Source organism: Streptomyces olindensis (genome assembly GCF_040645895.1).
In the GTDB taxonomy this organism is placed as follows: Bacteria; Actinomycetota; Actinomycetes; order Streptomycetales; family Streptomycetaceae; genus Streptomyces; species Streptomyces olindensis.
The window spans coordinates 84,935-99,333 of the sequence record NZ_JBEYZD010000016.1 but is presented as its reverse complement, the minus strand read 5'-3'; the positions used below and the strand labels follow the sequence as shown (position 1 = coordinate 99,333).

Below are 14,399 nucleotides of genomic sequence, written 5' to 3'. Positions count from 1 at the left end.
AACGCCCCGCGATCACGAGGAGTTCCACCCATGAGCCGCTTCTCCCAGCCCGACCCCGAACTCACCCACCGCCTCAGCAGACGAGGCATGCTCGGCGTGGCGGCGGGCGCCACCGCCGCCGCCCTGCTCGGCGCCGCGGCCCCGGCGACGGCCGCCACGGGCGACACCGGGGCCGCCACCGCGTCCGGCGCCAAGGGCCGCGGCCGGCCCGTCCTGCCGCCCGGCCGCCTCGGCATCCAGCTCTACAGCCTGCGCGACAAGGTCTCCACCCTCGGCTTCGGCCCCGTCTTCGCCGAACTGGAGAAGTACGGCTACGACGAGGTCGAGTTCGCCGGCTACACCCAGGGCTCGGCCGGCCCCATCACGCTCGCCCAGCTCAGGCGACTGGCCCGCAGCCACGGCCTGAACCCGATCGGCAGCCACGTCGGCTACTACTCCAGCGACCCGAACGCCTACACCTTCGCCCAGAACCTCACCAAGGTCCTCGACGACGCCCAGGCCCTCGGCCTCAAGCACATCGGCACGGCCGCCGGCCCGTTCCGCTACGGCTCGACCGTCGACGCCTGGAAGCGCGCCGCCGAGGACTTCAACACCTACGGGGCCGCGGCGAAGGCCCGGGGCATGAAGTTCTACCAGCACAACCACTCCGAGGAGTTCTCCTTCGCCACCGACAACCCCAAGGTCCGCCTCTACGACGTCCTGCTCAAGGAGACCGACCCCGACCTCGTCTACCTGGAGATGGACATCTACTGGGCGTACGTCGGCCAGTTCCGGTTCTCCAAGCGGCCCGACGGCACGCCCGCGCCGTTCGAGCCGCTGAACTACGTCCTGCGGCAGCCCGACCGCTACCCGCTGTTCCACGTGAAGGACGGCGAGAGCGACCCGTCGAACCCGTACGGCTACCGCATGGTCGACGTCGGCGACGGGGACATCGACTACCAGCGGTTCATCTCCGCCGTCACCCGGCTGCGCGGCCACCGCCTGGCCCACCACTGGCAGGCCGAGCACGACAACCCGGCCGAGTCCCTCACCTTCGCGCGCCGCTCCAGCGCGCACCTGCACTCGCTGCGGGAGAAGTGCTGAGGGCCGTACGGGCATGAGGAGGCCCCTCCCCGGCCGGGGAGGGGCCTCCTCACGTGGGGGGAACGCTCAGCCCACGGGGCGTGCCTCGGCGCGTCCCGGCGGGCGCAGGAGCAGCGCGAGGGCCGCCGCGAGCATCGACACGCCCCCGGCGAGCGCGTACGCCCCGTTGTAGCCCCAGGCCGCGACCACCATGGAGCCCAGTCCGCCGCCGAACAGGCCGCTGATCAGCTTGCCGCTGTAGACCAGCCCGTAGTTGGTGGCGTTGTAGTTCTCGCCGAAGTAGTCCGGCGTGAGCGCCGCGAACAGCGGGTAGAACGCGCCGCCGCCGAAGCCGGAGAGGAACGCGAAGAACAGGAACAGCCACTCGCTCCTGAGGTCGCCCGCCCAGATCACACCGAACTGGGCGAGCCCCAGCACGACGATGACGACCACCAGGGTGGACTTGCGGCCCCACCGGTCGGACAGCCAGCCCACGACCCCGCGGCCGACGCCGTTGACGACCGCCATCACGCCCATGGACGACGCCGCCACCAGCGGGCCGAAGCCCACGTCCTTGGCGAAGTCGACCTGGAACGAGATGCCGAAGATCGACACGCCCGCGGTCATCACCACCGAGATCCACATCAGGGGCAGCATCCCGGTCCTGATGGCTTCCTTCGGGGTGTACTGCCGTACCGCGGGAGGATTCTTGGCGAGGCTCGCGGCGTTCTTCCGGTCGCCGGAGAAGGTCAGCGGGTCGATCTCGGCCGGCCACCAGTTCTTCGGCGGGTCCTTGAAGAAGAACGCGCAGGCCAGCACCACGATCATGACGTAGCAGCCGATGAGGTCCAGGACGCGGTGGTAGTTCGCGGTGTCGAAGCCGTAGTTGAAGATGAAGATGAACGGCAGCGACCCGTACGCGAACCCGCCGTTGACGAAGCCCGTGCGGGCGCCCCGCCGTTCCGGGAACCACTTGCCCACCATGTTGATGCAGGTGGCGTAGACGAGCCCGGCGCCGATCCCGCCGACCACGCCGAAGCCGAGGATCGCCAGCAGCACGTTGCTCAGGTGCGACAGGGCGAGGAACCCCAGCAGGCACAGGCCGGACCCGACGTACATGGCCGTACGGGCGGTCAGGATGCCCTTCTCGCGCAGCCAGCCCGCGGGGAAGGCGATGCCGGCCTGGAAGAACACCCAGACGCTGAGGATCCAGAACGTGTTGCTCTGCGTCCAGCCGTGCGCGTGGGACAGGGTGTCCTCCGCGGAGCCGTACGCGTACTCGAAGACGCTGATGGCCATCATGGCGACCCACGGCAGGTACACCATGAGCTTGCGCGAGTGGCCGAGGATGTCCCGGTCGCTCTCGCCGACGCGGTAGACGCGGCCGTGGACGTCGATGACCTCGCGGTAGGGACGGTGTGCGGCGTCGGTGGGTGCGGGGGAGTCGCTTGCTGCGTACGGATCTGCCGTCATGTCAGGCCGTGTCCTCGCCGAGCGGTTGCGGGTTGGGATCGATGCGGCGCTTTTCCTTGTCGCGTCCCGGCGGGCTCAGGAACAGCGCCACACACCCGGCGAAGAGCGAGATGGAACCGGCCAGGACGAAGGCACCGGAGTGCCCCCAGGCGCCGACGACCACGGCACCCATGCCGGCGCCCAGACCGGAGACGAGCTTGGCGCTGTAGACCATGCCGTAGTTGGACGCGTTGTTGTTCTCACCGAAGTAGTCGGCGGTGAGCGCGGCGAACATCGGGAAGATGGCACCGCCGCCGAAGCCGGAGATCGAGGAGAAGACCAGGAACAGCGGGAGGTTCTCGGCGTTCGCCGACCAGAGGATGCCGTACTGGGACAGGCCCAGGATGACGCACACCACGAGCAGGCACCGCTTGCGGCCGTACAGGTCGGAGAGCCAGCCGATGACACCGCGGCCGGTGCCGTTGACGATCGCCTTCAGGGACATGGCCGTGGCGACGATCCCGCCCGCGAACCCGGCCTCCTCGCCGATCTCCACCTGGAAGGCGATGCCGAAGATGTTCACGCCGGACGTACAGGCCAGACAGAACCACATCAGCGCCACCCGGCCGGTCTTCCAGGCCTCCTTGGGGGAGTACTGGCGCACCGCCGGCGGGTTCATGCGCAGCGAGCGGGCCGCGCGCGGGTCGGCCGGCGGGTTGAGCGGGTCGATGTCGGCGGGCCACCAGTTCTTCGGCGGGTCCTTGAAGAAGTAGCCGGAGCACGCGACGATCCCGGCCAGGAACACACCCACCGACACCAGCACCCAGCGGAAGTTGGTGAGGTCCATGTAGCCGTTGAAGAGGAAGACGAAGGGCACCGAGCCGTAGGCGAAACCGCCGTTGACGAAGCCGGTCTTGCCGCCCTTGCGCTCCGGATACCACTTGCCGACCATGTTGACGCAGGTGGCGTACACCATGCCCGCGCCCATGCCGCTGAACATGCTGAAGCCGATGTAGGCGAAGACGACGTGCGGTGCGAAGGCCAGCGACAGGTAGCCCAGCAGGGTGCCCGTCGCCCCGAGCATCATCGCCCAGCGGGCCGGAAGTTTGCCGCTCTCACGCAGTTTGCCCGCGGGGAAGGCCACCGCGGCCTGGAAGAAGACCCACACGGTCATCATCCAGAAGATGTGCATGCTGTTCCAGCTGTGCGCCGTGTGCAGGGTCTCCTCGGCGGACGCGAACGCGTACTCGGCGGAGGAGATGCCCATCATGCCGATCCAGGGCAGGATCACCATCCACTTGCGTTTGCGCCCCATGATGTCGATGTCGGTCTCACCCAGGCGGTAGACGCGTCCGTTCGCGTCGGTGACCTCCCGGAAGGGAACCGTGGTGGGCAGATCGGTCGTTGTCATGTCGTGTCGCACCCCTTGCGTCGAAAGATCTGGCCAGCGCCCCCTGTCCCATGCCTTTCGTGCGCGTGCGGGTCCCGGGGCCGGCCGACGCGCACCGTCGGCCGGCCCCCCGCTGCCTCACCTCATGTACCGCCCCCCAGCAGCCCCGCCTCCCGCGCCCAGCGGTACTTCGCGCCGAGCACGGCCACCGGCTTCTCCGTCGTGTACGGGTACGCCACGACCCCTCGCTCGAAGAGGTACTGGCAGGCCTCCTCGACCTCCACGTCCCCGGCGAGCGACGCCACGACGGGCTTCTCGATCCCCCGCTCCCGGAACTCGGCCACCACGCGCGCGGTGAGCTCCGCGAAGACCATGGGAGGGGTGACGATGGTGTGCCAGTAGCCGAGGACGAGCGCGTGGATGCGCGGGTCCTCCAGCCCCAGCCGGATCGTCGCCTCGTACGTCGACGGCGGCTCGCCCCCGGTGATGTCCACCGGGTTGCCCGCCGCCCCGAAGGGCGGGATGAACTTCCGGAACGCCTCGTCGAGGTCGGGCGGGATCTCCATCAGCGACAGCCCGTTGTCCGTCACCGCGTCCGACAGCAGCACCCCGCTGCCGCCGGCGCCCGTGATGATCACGACGTTGTCGCCCTGGGGAGCGGGCAGCACGGGCAACGCGCGCGCGTACTCCAGCATGTCGTTCAGGCCCGGCGCCCGGATGACCCCGGCCTGCCGGAGGATGTCGTCGTACACGGCGTCGTCGCCCGCCAGGGCACCGGTGTGCGAACCGGCCGCCTTGGCACCCGCCGCCGTCCGCCCGGCCTTCAGCACGACCACCGGCTTCTTCGGCACGGTCGCCCGCGCCGCCTCCACGAAGGCGCGCCCGTCCTTGAGGTCCTCCAGGTGCATCGCGATGCACTGCGTGTTCGGGTCCTCGCCGAACCAGGTCAGCAGGTCGTCCTCGTCGAGGTCCGACTTGTTGCCGAGCCCGACGATCGCCGACACGCCCGTCTTGGTGGTGCGCGCGAAGCCCAGGATGGCCATCCCGATGCCGCCGGACTGCGAGGTCAGCGCGACCCCGCCCTTGACGTCGTACGGCGTGCAGAACGTGGCGCACAGGTCCTGCCACGTCGAGTAGTAGCCGTAGATGTTCGGCCCCAGCAGCCGGACGCCGTGCCGCTCGGCGATCGCCACGATCTCCGCCTGGAGTGCGTGCTCGCCGGTCTCCGCGAACCCGGAGGGGATCAGCACGGCGTTCGGGATGCCCTTGCGTCCCACCTCCTCCAGGGCCGAGGCCACGAACTTGGCGGGGATCGCGAAGACCGCCACATCCACCTCACCGGGAACGTCGGTGACACTCTTGTACGCCTTGCGGCCCAGAATGTCATCGGCCTTGGGGTTCACCGGGTGGATGTCGCCCGCGAAGCCTCCGTCGACGAGGTTGCGCATCACGGAGTTGCCGATCTTGCCCTGTTCGTTGGAGGCGCCGATCACGGCGACCGCGCGCGGCTGCATCAGCCGGCGCATCGAGGCGAGGATCTCGTCGCGGGAGTACTTCCGGCGCGGCGCGGGCTGGGACTCGGCGAGGATGACCCGGATGTCGGCCGCGACGGCCCCCTCCGCCGTCGCGATCACCGGGTTGAGGTCCACCTCGGCGATCTCCGGGAAATCCGCGACGAGTTCGGACACCCGCCGGATCTGCTCGGCGACGGCCCACCGGTCCACGCCCGCCTGGCCGCGCACCCCGCGCAGGATCTCCGCCGACCGGATCGAGTCCAGCATCGACAGCGCCTCGTCGGCGTCGACCGGCGCGAGCCGGAAGGTGACGTCCTTGAGGACCTCGACGAGCACGCCGCCGAGCCCGAAGGCGACCACCTTCCCGAACGTCGGGTCCGTGACCGCCCCGACGATGACCTCCTGCCCCTTCGGCAGCAGCTCCTGCACCTGCACACCCGAGATGCGGGCGTTCGCGTCGTAGGCACGCGCGTTGTCGATGATGGTGTGGAACGCGGCGCGGACGTCGGCGGCGCCCTCGACACCGACGATCACCCCGCCCGCGTCGGTCTTGTGCAGGATGTCCGGCGAGACGATCTTCATGACGACGGGCCCGCCGAAGCGCGCGGCGAACGCCACGGCCTCGTCGACGTCGGTCGCCAGCTCCTCGCCCGGTACGGCGATCCCGTACGCGTCGGCGATCACCTTGCCCTCGGGCGCGGTCAGCGCGGTCCGCCCCTCGGCCCGCACGGATTCCAGGAGGGAGCGCACCCGCAGGACCCGGTCTTCGGCCATCACGTCAGATCACCCCGTTCGACTTGAGCAGGCGCACTTCCTCGTCGCCGAGGCCGAGTTCGCCGACGTAGACCTCTTCGTTGTGCTCGCCGAGCAGGGGTGAGCTGGTCACCTCCACGGGCGAGTCGGACAGCTTGAGCGGGCTGCCGACGGTCACGAACTCCCCCCGCTCGGGGTGGGGCACGGTGACGACCATCTCGTTGGCGACCAGCGACCGGTCCTCGATGATCTCCTTGGTGGACAGGATCGGCCCGCACGGGATGTTGTGCGCGTTGAGCCGCTCCAGCACCTCCCACTTGGGCAGCGTCGAGGACCACTCCTCGATCAGCTGGAACATCTTGTTGAGCTTGGGCAGCCGGGCCTCGGGCGTCGCCCACTCGGGGTCCTCGGCCAGCTCGGGCCGGCCGATGAGCTCGCTGATCGGCCGCCAGCCGACGGGCTGCACGATGACGTACACATAGTCGTTCGGGCCGCCCGGCGCGCACTTGACCGCCCAGCCGGGCTGGCCGCCGCCGGACGCGTTCCCGGACCTGGGAACCTCGTCGCCGAAGTCCTCGTTGGGATATTCAGCGAGCGGCCCGTGTGCCAGACGCTGCTGGTCCCGCAGCTTCACCCGGCACAGGTTCAGTACAGCGTGCTGCATGGCCACGTTGACCCGCTGCCCGCGACCGGTGCGCTCCCGTTGGTAGAGCGCGGCGAGGATGCCCGCCACGGCGTGCACGCCCGTCCCCGAGTCCCCGATCTGGGCCCCCGTCGCCAGCGGCGGCCCGTCCTCGAAACCGGTGGTCGACATCGACCCGCCCATGGCCTGCGCGACGACCTCGTACGCCTTGAAGTTGGTGTACGGGCCCTCGCCGAACCCCTTGATGGAGGCATAGACGATCCGCGGATTGATCTCCTGGATGCGGTCCCAGGTGAAGCCCATCCGGTCGACCGCGCCCGGTCCGAAGTTCTCGACCATGACGTCGGAGCGCCGGATCAGCTCGGTGAGGATCTCCTTGCCGCGCTCGGTCTTGGTGTTGAGGGTGATGCTCCGCTTGTTGCAGTTGAGCATCGTGAAGTAGAGGGAGTCGACGTCCGGCAGATCACGCAGCTGCTTGCGCGTGATGTCGCCGGTCGGCGCCTCCAGCTTGACGACGTCCGCGCCGAGCCAGGCGAGCAGCTGGGTCGCCGACGGCCCGGACTGGACATGGGTCATGTCCAGGACGCGAATGCCTTCGAGGGCCTTGGTTCCTGTCATCGGGGGCACCTCACTTGTACATGGTCTGGTTCATGGTTCCGGGGGCGTACGCGTCGGGATCGACCCAGACGTTGATCAGCGACGGCTTGCCCGACTCGCGGGCGCGCCTCAGGGCCGGGCCGATGTCGGCGGGGTCGCGGACCTCCTCGCCGTAACCGCCGAGCATCTGGGCGAACTTGTCGTAGTGGACGTCGCCGAGGGTGTTGCCGACCCGTTCGCGGTCCTTGCCGTACTTGGCGGCCTGGCCGTAGCGGATCTGGTTCATGGAGGAGTTGTTGCCGACGATGCCGACGAAGGGGAGGTCGTAGCGGACCAGCGTCTCGAAGTCCCAGCCGGTCAGGGAGAACGCGCCGTCGCCGAAGAGCGCGACGACCTCCTTGTCGGGCCGCGCCTGCTTGGCCGCGAGCACGAAGGGGACGCCGACGCCGAGCGTGCCGAGGGGACCCGGGTCCATCCAGTGCCCCGGGGACTTGGGCTGTACGACCTGCCCGGAGAAGGTGACGATGTCGCCGCCGTCGCCGATGTAGATCGAGTCCTCGGTGAGGAAGTCGTTGATCTCGCTGACCAGGCGGTACGGGTGGATCGGTGAGGCGTCCGACTTCAGGCTGGGCAGCCGCTTCTCCAGGGCGGTCTGCTCGGCCGCCCGCAGCTCGTCCAGCCACTCCTTGCGCTTGGACGCGCCGCCGTTGACGCGTCCGGAGGCCGCCTCGGTCACCGACTTCAGCACGAGCCCGGCGTCGCCGACGATGCCGAGGTCGATGTCGCGGTTCTTGCCGACCGTGCGGTAGTCGAGGTCGATCTGCACGACGGTCGCGTTCTGCGACAGCCGCTTGCCGTAGCCCATGCGGAAGTCGAAGGGCGTGCCGACGATGACGATGACGTCGGCGTTGGAGAAGGCGTACCGGCGCGAGAGCTGGAAGTGGTGCGGGTCGCCGGGCGGCAGGGTGCCGCGGCCGGCGCCGTTCATGTACGCCGGGATGTTCAGCGTGCGCACCAGCTCGATGGCCGATTCGGTGCCCCGCGTCGTCCAGACCTGGCTGCCGAGCAGGATGGCCGGTTTCTCGGCGTGCACCAGCAGGTCGGCGAGCCTCTCGACGGCCTCGGGGTCGCCGGCCGAGCGGGTCGAGGCGCGGTAGGCACCGGCCTGGGGCACGCGTGCCTTCTCGGCCGGCACCTTGGCGTCGAGCACGTCGCGCGGGATCTCCAGGAAGGAGGGGCCGGGTGCGCCGTGGAAGCACTCGCGGAACGCCATGGACACCATGTCCGCCGCGCGCGCCGTGTCCGGCACGGTCGCCGCGAACTTGGTGATGGGGTTCATCATGTCGACGTGCGGCAGGTCCTGCAGGGACCCCATCTTGTGCTGGGTGAGGGCGCCCTGGCCGCCGATCAGCAGCATCGGCGACTCCGCACGGAAGGCGTTGGCGACACCGGTGACGGCGTCGGTCGTCCCCGGGCCCGCGGTGACCACCGCGCAGCCGGGCTTGCCGGTGATGCGGGCGTAACCGTCGGCGGCGTGGGCGGCGACCTGCTCGTGGCGTACGTCGACGACCTCGATGCCCTCGTCGACGCAGCCGTCGTAGATGTCGATGATGTGGCCGCCGCACAGCGTGTAGATGCGCTCGACCCCCTCGGCCTTGAGCGCCTTGGCTACGAGATGACCACCGGAGATCACGTCCTGGGTGTCGTCGGGCATGGCGAAGTCCTGTCCCTTCGTAGGGGGTTGGAGCGGCTCGCGGTACATTGCATACAGTCGACGAATACTGTATGAAGCTTGTTATCCCGCATCCGGTGGGTGGTGTCCAGGGGGCGTGCGGCACTTTCAGACAGGAGCCGGAATGGACCTGTACGAACACCAGGCAAGGGAACTCTTCGAAGAACACGGCATCTTGGTGCCGCGGGCCGAGGTGACCGATTCACCCAAGGCGGCCCGCGAGATCGCACGCCGACTCGGTGGCCGGGTCGTGGTGAAGGCCCAGGTGAAGACCGGTGGGCGCGGCAAGGCGGGCGGGGTGAAACTCGCCGCCGACCCGGCCGCCGCCGAGCTCACCGCCCGTCAGATCCTCGGCATGGACATCAAGGGACACACGGTCGGCAGGGTGATGCTGGCGCAACCCGTGGACATCGAGACCGAGTTCTACGTGTCCTACGTACTCGACCGCGCGGTGGGCCGCTTCCTCGCCATCGCCTCGGCCGAGGGCGGCATGGACATCGAGGAGGTCGCCGCCACCCGTCCCGAGGCCGTGGCCCGCGTGCCCATCGACCCCACCGAGGGTGTCACCTCCGCGAAGGCGGGTGAGATCGCGGAGGCCGCCGGGCTGCCCCCGCAGACCGTCGACGTCCTCGTACGGCTCTGGGAGGTCCTGGTCCGCGAGGACGCCCTCCTCGTCGAGGTGAACCCGCTGGTGCGCACCCGGCAGGGACAGATCCTCGCCCTCGACGGCAAGGTCACCCTCGACGACAACGCCCGCTTCCGGCAGACCCGGTGGGGCGCCGACGACGTGAAGCACGACGACTCGCTGGAGGCCACGGCCGCCGCCAAGGGCCTCAACTACGTCAAGCTCGACGGCGAGGTCGGCATCATCGGCAACGGCGCGGGCCTCGTCATGTCGACCCTCGACGTGGTCGCGGGCTGCGGCGCCCGGCCCGCAAACTTCCTCGACATCGGCGGCGGCGCGAGCGCCCGGATCATGGCCGACGGACTGTCGGTCATCCTCTCCGACCCGGCCGTGAAATCCGTCTTCGTCAACGTCTTCGGCGGGATCACCGCCTGCGACGCGGTCGCCGACGGCATCGTCCAGGCCCTGGACAGCGTCCGCCTGACCAAGCCGCTCGTGGTGCGCCTCGACGGCAACAACGCGGCCCGCGGCCGGGCCATCCTCGACGAGCACGCGCACCCGCTGATCGAGCAGGTCACCACCATGGACGGCGCCGCCGCCCGTGCCGCCGAACTCGCCACCACGGCCTGAGGAGAGGGAACCCATGGCCATCTACCTCACCAAGGAGAGCAAGGTCCTCGTCCAGGGCATGACCGGCGGCGAGGGCATGAAGCACACCCGGCGGATGCTCGCGGCCGGCACGAACGTCGTCGGCGGCGTCAACCCGCGCAAGGCGGGCCGCACCGTCGACTTCGACGACCGGGCCGTACCCGTCTTCGGCTCGGTCGCCGACGGGATGAGCGCGACCGGGGCGGACGTCACCGTCGTCTTCGTGCCGCCGGCCTTCGCCAAGGCGGCCGTCGTCGAAGCCGCCGACGCCGGCATCGGTCTCGCCGTCGTCATCACCGAGGGCATCCCGGTCCACGACTCCGTCGCCTTCACCGCGCACGCCAGGGACAAGGGCACGCGCGTCGTCGGCCCCAACTGCCCGGGGCTCATCACCCCCGGCCAGGCCAACGCGGGCATCATCCCGGCCGACATCACCAAGCCCGGCCGCATCGGGCTGGTCTCCAAGTCGGGCACGCTGACGTACCAGCTCATGTACGAGCTGCGCGACATAGGCTTCTCGACGTGCGTCGGCATCGGCGGCGACCCGGTCGTCGGCACCACGCACATCGACTGCCTCGCCGCCTTCCAGGACGACCCCGACACCGAACTGATCGTCATCATCGGCGAGATCGGCGGCGACGCCGAGGAACGGGCCGCGGCCTACATCCGCGAGCACGTCACCAAGCCCGTCGTCGGCTACATCGCCGGGTTCACCGCGCCCGAGGGCAAGACCATGGGGCACGCGGGCGCGATCGTCTCCGGCTCGTCCGGGACGGCCCGGGCGAAGAAGGAGGCCTTGGAGGCCGTCGGGGTGAGCGTGGGAAGCACACCGACCGAGACCGCGAAACTCGTGTTGTCGCGCCTCGCAGAGCAGCGGTAGCGAGCCAGGTTTTCCCGCCCCCGACCGTGCACCGAGAGCGGAGCAACCCCATGGCACCCACCCTCACCCTCAAGTCCGGCACGTCCTGGCCCGACGCCTGGCGGCGCTGCCTCACCGTCGCCCCCGAGGCCTTCCGCGACGACCGGGTCCTCAACCTCTGGAACGCCGCCTGGCAGCCCGACGGCCGCGTCCTGCCCGCCGTCAGCCCGGTCGACGGCAGCCCGATCGCCGGCCCGCCGCGCCTGGACGAGGCGACCGCGCGGCAGGCCGTGCGCACATCCCTCGATCAGCACCGGGCCTGGCGGCACGTCCCGTTGGAGGAGCGCCGGGCCCGCGTGGCGGCCACCCTCGACGCCCTCGCCGAACACCGGCGGCTGCTCGCGCTGCTGCTCGTCTGGGAGATCGGCAAGCCCTGGCGGCTCGCCCAGGCGGACGTCGACCGGGCCATCGACGGGGTCCGCTGGTACGTCGACGGCATCGAGCCGATGCTCGCCGACCGGGCCCCGCTGGACGGCCCGGTGTCCAACATCGCCAGCTGGAACTACCCGATGAGCGTGCTCGTTCACGCCATGCTGGTACAGGCACTGGCAGGCAACGCGGTCATCGCCAAGACCCCGACCGACGGCGGTGTCGCCTGCCTCACCCTGGCCGGCGCGCTCGCCGCCCGCGAGGGGATTCCCGTGACCCTCGTCAGCGGCAGCGGAGGCGAGCTGTCCCAGGCGCTGGTGCGGGCGCCCGAGATCGGCTGCGTCTCCTTCGTCGGCGGCCGCGACACCGGCGCCGCGGTGGCCACGGCCGTCGCCGACCTCGGCAAGCGACACGTACTCGAACAGGAAGGACTCAACACCTGGGGCATCTGGAACTACTCGGACTGGGACGCGCTCACCGCGGTGATCCCCAAGCTCTTCGACTACGGCAAGCAGCGCTGCACGGCGTACCCGCGTTTCGTCGTCCAGCGGCAGCGGTTCGACGCGTTCCTGGCGGCGTACCTCCCGGCGGTCCGCACGCTCAGGGTCGGCCATCCGCTCGCCGTCGAGCAGCAGGACGACCCGTACCCGGAGCTGGACTTCGGGCCGGTGATCAACGCCGCCAAGGCGAAGGAACTGCAGGACCAGGTCGCCGAGGCGATCGAGCGCGGAGCCGTGCCCCTGCACCGCGGCAGCGCGGCCGACGCCCGCTTCCTGCCCGGCCAGGACACCTCGGCCTACGTCCAGCCGGTCACGCTCCTCAACCCGCCGTCGTCCTCTCCGCTGCACCACGCGGAGCCGTTCGGCCCGGTCGACACGATCGTCCTGGTCGACACGGAAGCGGAACTGCTGGCCGCGATGAACGCCTCCAACGGCGCGCTGGTGGCCACGCTGTCCACGGACGACCGGGCCACCTACGAGCGGCTCGCCCCGCACATCCGCGCGTTCAAGGTCGGCCACGGCCGGCCCCGCTCGCGCGGCGACCGCGACGAGCTGTTCGGCGGACTCGGCGCGTCCTGGCGCGGCGCGTTCGTCGGCGGCGAACTGCTGGTGCGCGCGGTGACGCGGGGACCGGCGGGGGAGCGGCTCCCGGGGAACTTCCCGGAGTACCAGCTCGTGCCGTGAGAAAGGTGCGGCCCGGCGTGCCGCGGTCACCCGGGCAGGCCGGGCCGCGTCCGTGCCCCGGTCGCGGCGCGTCGTCGTCGGCGTGCGGCTCAGCCGATGCCCTGCCGGTCCGGGTGCAGGGCGAACGCGCGGTCCGCCGGGGCAGGCGTGGCCCGGGCGACCGCCTGGCGGAGCAGTTCCCGGTGGCGCAGCAGCGGCTCGCGCCGCTCCGGCGGTGCGAGCAGGAGCAGGTCGTCCAGCCCGGCCAGCATGCGCCGTGACACCTGCGGGTTCCCGGCGGCACACCCCCGCGCCTCGGCGAACCCGAGATCCACCAGCTCCGTCCACCCCGGCACGGGCTGCACCAGCCGCACCGCCCCACGGCGGTCCCGGTGCGTCACGGCCTCCAGCGGATGCCGGCTCAGCGCGGCCAGGAACTGCACGACACGGTCCAGCGCCTGGACGGCGGTCGTCGGATCGTTGATCGCGGACGACAGGGCGCGCAGCGCGATGTCGGACAACTGCCGCAGCCCGAAGCCGAGATCCTGGTGGTAGGTCCGCTCCACTCCCACCGCGACCGTGTAGCGCAGCGCCCTGCGCGGCGGAGCGGACCCGCCGTGCACCGCCAGGAGGGGGGTACCGGGCACCACGAAGTCCCCGATCCGCGGGATCAGCCGCAACACCACGCCGTGCGTGCGCGCCACCCGCACCAGCCGCGCGATGTGCACGTCCCGCAGCACCCCCGCCCGGCCCTCGTGCGCCACCCACGCGGTCACGGAACCGAGCGGGGCCGCGTCCTGTCCGTCCGCCGGTACCGGCATGGCGGCGGCCACCCGGAAGGACTCCGTGGCGATCCGCGCGATCACCTGGCTGATCCGCATCAGCCGCAGGGTGGTGTTCACGTACAGCACGAAGAGCAGCAGGCTGAGCGCGACCATGCCGAGCGTGAGGACGGACTGCACCAGCGGCACGGACCTGACGGCGCGGGGGTCGCCGGCCGTGTCGAAGGAGGTCAGGACCAGCAGGGTCAGCACGAAGGTCGCCAGGAAGACCGCGAAGGTCGCCTTGGTGATCCGGCTCCGCACGAAGAGGCGCACCACGCGCGGCGTGAACTGCCCGCTCGCCATCTGCACGGCGACCAGCGAGATGCTGAAGACCACACCGATGAAGGTCATCATCGCCGAGCCGACCGCGCTCACCACGGCCTTCGCGTCCTCCGAGAACCGCAGCAGCTCCTCGAGCGTCTCGTAGTCGCCGTCCTGCCTGAGCGCGTCGACGAGGGCCGTGTCCAGCGACTGCGCGCCCAGCCAGACCACGAAGACGCCCGCCATCGCCGCGGTGGGGGCGAACCAGAACGTGTCCCGCAGATGCTCCCTGAGCGGCGACAGCGCACGCGGGCGACGCCCCGCAGAGGTGCTCGGCGTAACCATCCAGTCACTCATGGTGCGACCCTAGGCGCATCGGACGCCGAGGTCCCGGACCCCCGCCCAGCAGACGGAAACGCAGGTGAAAGGCACTCCGAAACCTTGGTA

Annotated in this window: 10 protein-coding genes; 4 read left to right on the top strand and 6 right to left on the bottom strand. The window is 70.4% G+C overall.

What is annotated here, in order from left to right; all coding sequences use genetic code 11:
* The first annotated feature begins 30 nt into the window (after positions 1-30).
* Positions 31-1,083 (top strand): sugar phosphate isomerase/epimerase family protein, encoded by a 1,053-nt coding sequence (locus ABZ948_RS13025; protein WP_359758974.1) that lies wholly within the window; start codon positions 31-33, stop codon positions 1,081-1,083.
* A gap of 66 nt (positions 1,084-1,149) precedes the next feature.
* On the opposite strand, the gene ABZ948_RS13020 is transcribed toward ABZ948_RS13025, so the two are convergent.
* The 5 genes from ABZ948_RS13020 to ABZ948_RS13000 form a co-directional block, all read right to left on the bottom strand.
* On the bottom strand, positions 1,150-2,535 hold the full coding sequence (locus tag ABZ948_RS13020; protein ID WP_359758973.1) for an OFA family MFS transporter: 1,386 nt from the start codon (positions 2,533-2,535) through the stop codon (positions 1,150-1,152).
* Position 2,536: 1 nt separating this feature from the next.
* Complete coding sequence (locus ABZ948_RS13015; RefSeq protein WP_359758972.1) at positions 2,537-3,925, bottom strand: OFA family MFS transporter; 1,389 nt, start codon at positions 3,923-3,925, stop codon at positions 2,537-2,539.
* A 122-nt stretch (positions 3,926-4,047) separates the two neighbouring features.
* Positions 4,048-6,192 carry an acetate--CoA ligase family protein gene (locus ABZ948_RS13010; protein ID WP_359758971.1) on the bottom strand — a complete coding sequence of 715 codons (2,145 nt, stop codon included), beginning with the start codon at positions 6,190-6,192 and terminating at the stop codon, positions 4,048-4,050.
* Positions 6,193-6,196: 4 nt separating this feature from the next.
* Positions 6,197-7,432, bottom strand: coding sequence for a formyl-CoA transferase (frc, locus tag ABZ948_RS13005; protein ID WP_359758970.1), 1,236 nt, complete (start codon positions 7,430-7,432; stop codon positions 6,197-6,199).
* A 10-nt stretch (positions 7,433-7,442) separates the two neighbouring features.
* Positions 7,443-9,125 carry a thiamine pyrophosphate-binding protein gene (locus tag ABZ948_RS13000; protein WP_359758969.1) on the bottom strand — a complete coding sequence of 561 codons (1,683 nt, stop codon included), beginning with the start codon at positions 9,123-9,125 and terminating at the stop codon, positions 7,443-7,445.
* A 142-nt stretch (positions 9,126-9,267) separates the two neighbouring features.
* Between ABZ948_RS13000 and sucC the strand changes: the two genes are divergently transcribed.
* From sucC to ABZ948_RS12985, 3 genes are read left to right on the top strand one after another with little or no spacing between them, the layout of a single operon-like run.
* Complete coding sequence (sucC, locus tag ABZ948_RS12995) at positions 9,268-10,398, top strand: ADP-forming succinate--CoA ligase subunit beta (RefSeq protein ID WP_359758968.1); 1,131 nt, start codon at positions 9,268-9,270, stop codon at positions 10,396-10,398.
* Positions 10,399-10,411: 13 nt separating this feature from the next.
* A complete protein-coding gene (gene sucD / locus ABZ948_RS12990; RefSeq protein WP_359758967.1) occupies positions 10,412-11,296 on the top strand; it encodes a succinate--CoA ligase subunit alpha in 885 nt (294 codons plus the stop codon).
* 50 nt (positions 11,297-11,346) lie between these two features.
* On the top strand, positions 11,347-12,888 hold the full coding sequence (locus tag ABZ948_RS12985) for an aldehyde dehydrogenase family protein (protein WP_359758966.1): 1,542 nt from the start codon (positions 11,347-11,349) through the stop codon (positions 12,886-12,888).
* 89 nt (positions 12,889-12,977) lie between these two features.
* On the opposite strand, the gene ABZ948_RS12980 is transcribed toward ABZ948_RS12985, so the two are convergent.
* On the bottom strand, positions 12,978-14,309 hold the full coding sequence (locus ABZ948_RS12980) for a DUF2254 domain-containing protein (protein WP_359758965.1): 1,332 nt from the start codon (positions 14,307-14,309) through the stop codon (positions 12,978-12,980).
* Between the last annotated feature and the right edge of the window lie 90 nt (positions 14,310-14,399).

What these genes read in the sequence shown, in the direction of transcription:
- ABZ948_RS13025 (WP_359758974.1), top strand. Translation starts at nt 31, where the DNA reads ATGAGCCGCTTCTCCCAGCCCGACCCCGAACTCACCCACCGCCTCAGC.
- ABZ948_RS13020 (WP_359758973.1), bottom strand. Translation starts at nt 2,535, where the DNA reads ATGACGGCAGATCCGTACGCAGCAAGCGACTCCCCCGCACCCACCGAC.
- ABZ948_RS13015 (WP_359758972.1), bottom strand. Translation starts at nt 3,925, where the DNA reads ATGACAACGACCGATCTGCCCACCACGGTTCCCTTCCGGGAGGTCACC.
- ABZ948_RS13010 (WP_359758971.1), bottom strand. Translation starts at nt 6,192, where the DNA reads ATGGCCGAAGACCGGGTCCTGCGGGTGCGCTCCCTCCTGGAATCCGTG.
- frc (WP_359758970.1), bottom strand. Translation starts at nt 7,432, where the DNA reads ATGACAGGAACCAAGGCCCTCGAAGGCATTCGCGTCCTGGACATGACC.
- ABZ948_RS13000 (WP_359758969.1), bottom strand. Translation starts at nt 9,125, where the DNA reads ATGCCCGACGACACCCAGGACGTGATCTCCGGTGGTCATCTCGTAGCC.
- sucC (WP_359758968.1), top strand. Translation starts at nt 9,268, where the DNA reads ATGGACCTGTACGAACACCAGGCAAGGGAACTCTTCGAAGAACACGGC.
- sucD (WP_359758967.1), top strand. Translation starts at nt 10,412, where the DNA reads ATGGCCATCTACCTCACCAAGGAGAGCAAGGTCCTCGTCCAGGGCATG.
- ABZ948_RS12985 (WP_359758966.1), top strand. Translation starts at nt 11,347, where the DNA reads ATGGCACCCACCCTCACCCTCAAGTCCGGCACGTCCTGGCCCGACGCC.
- ABZ948_RS12980 (WP_359758965.1), bottom strand. Translation starts at nt 14,309, where the DNA reads ATGAGTGACTGGATGGTTACGCCGAGCACCTCTGCGGGGCGTCGCCCG.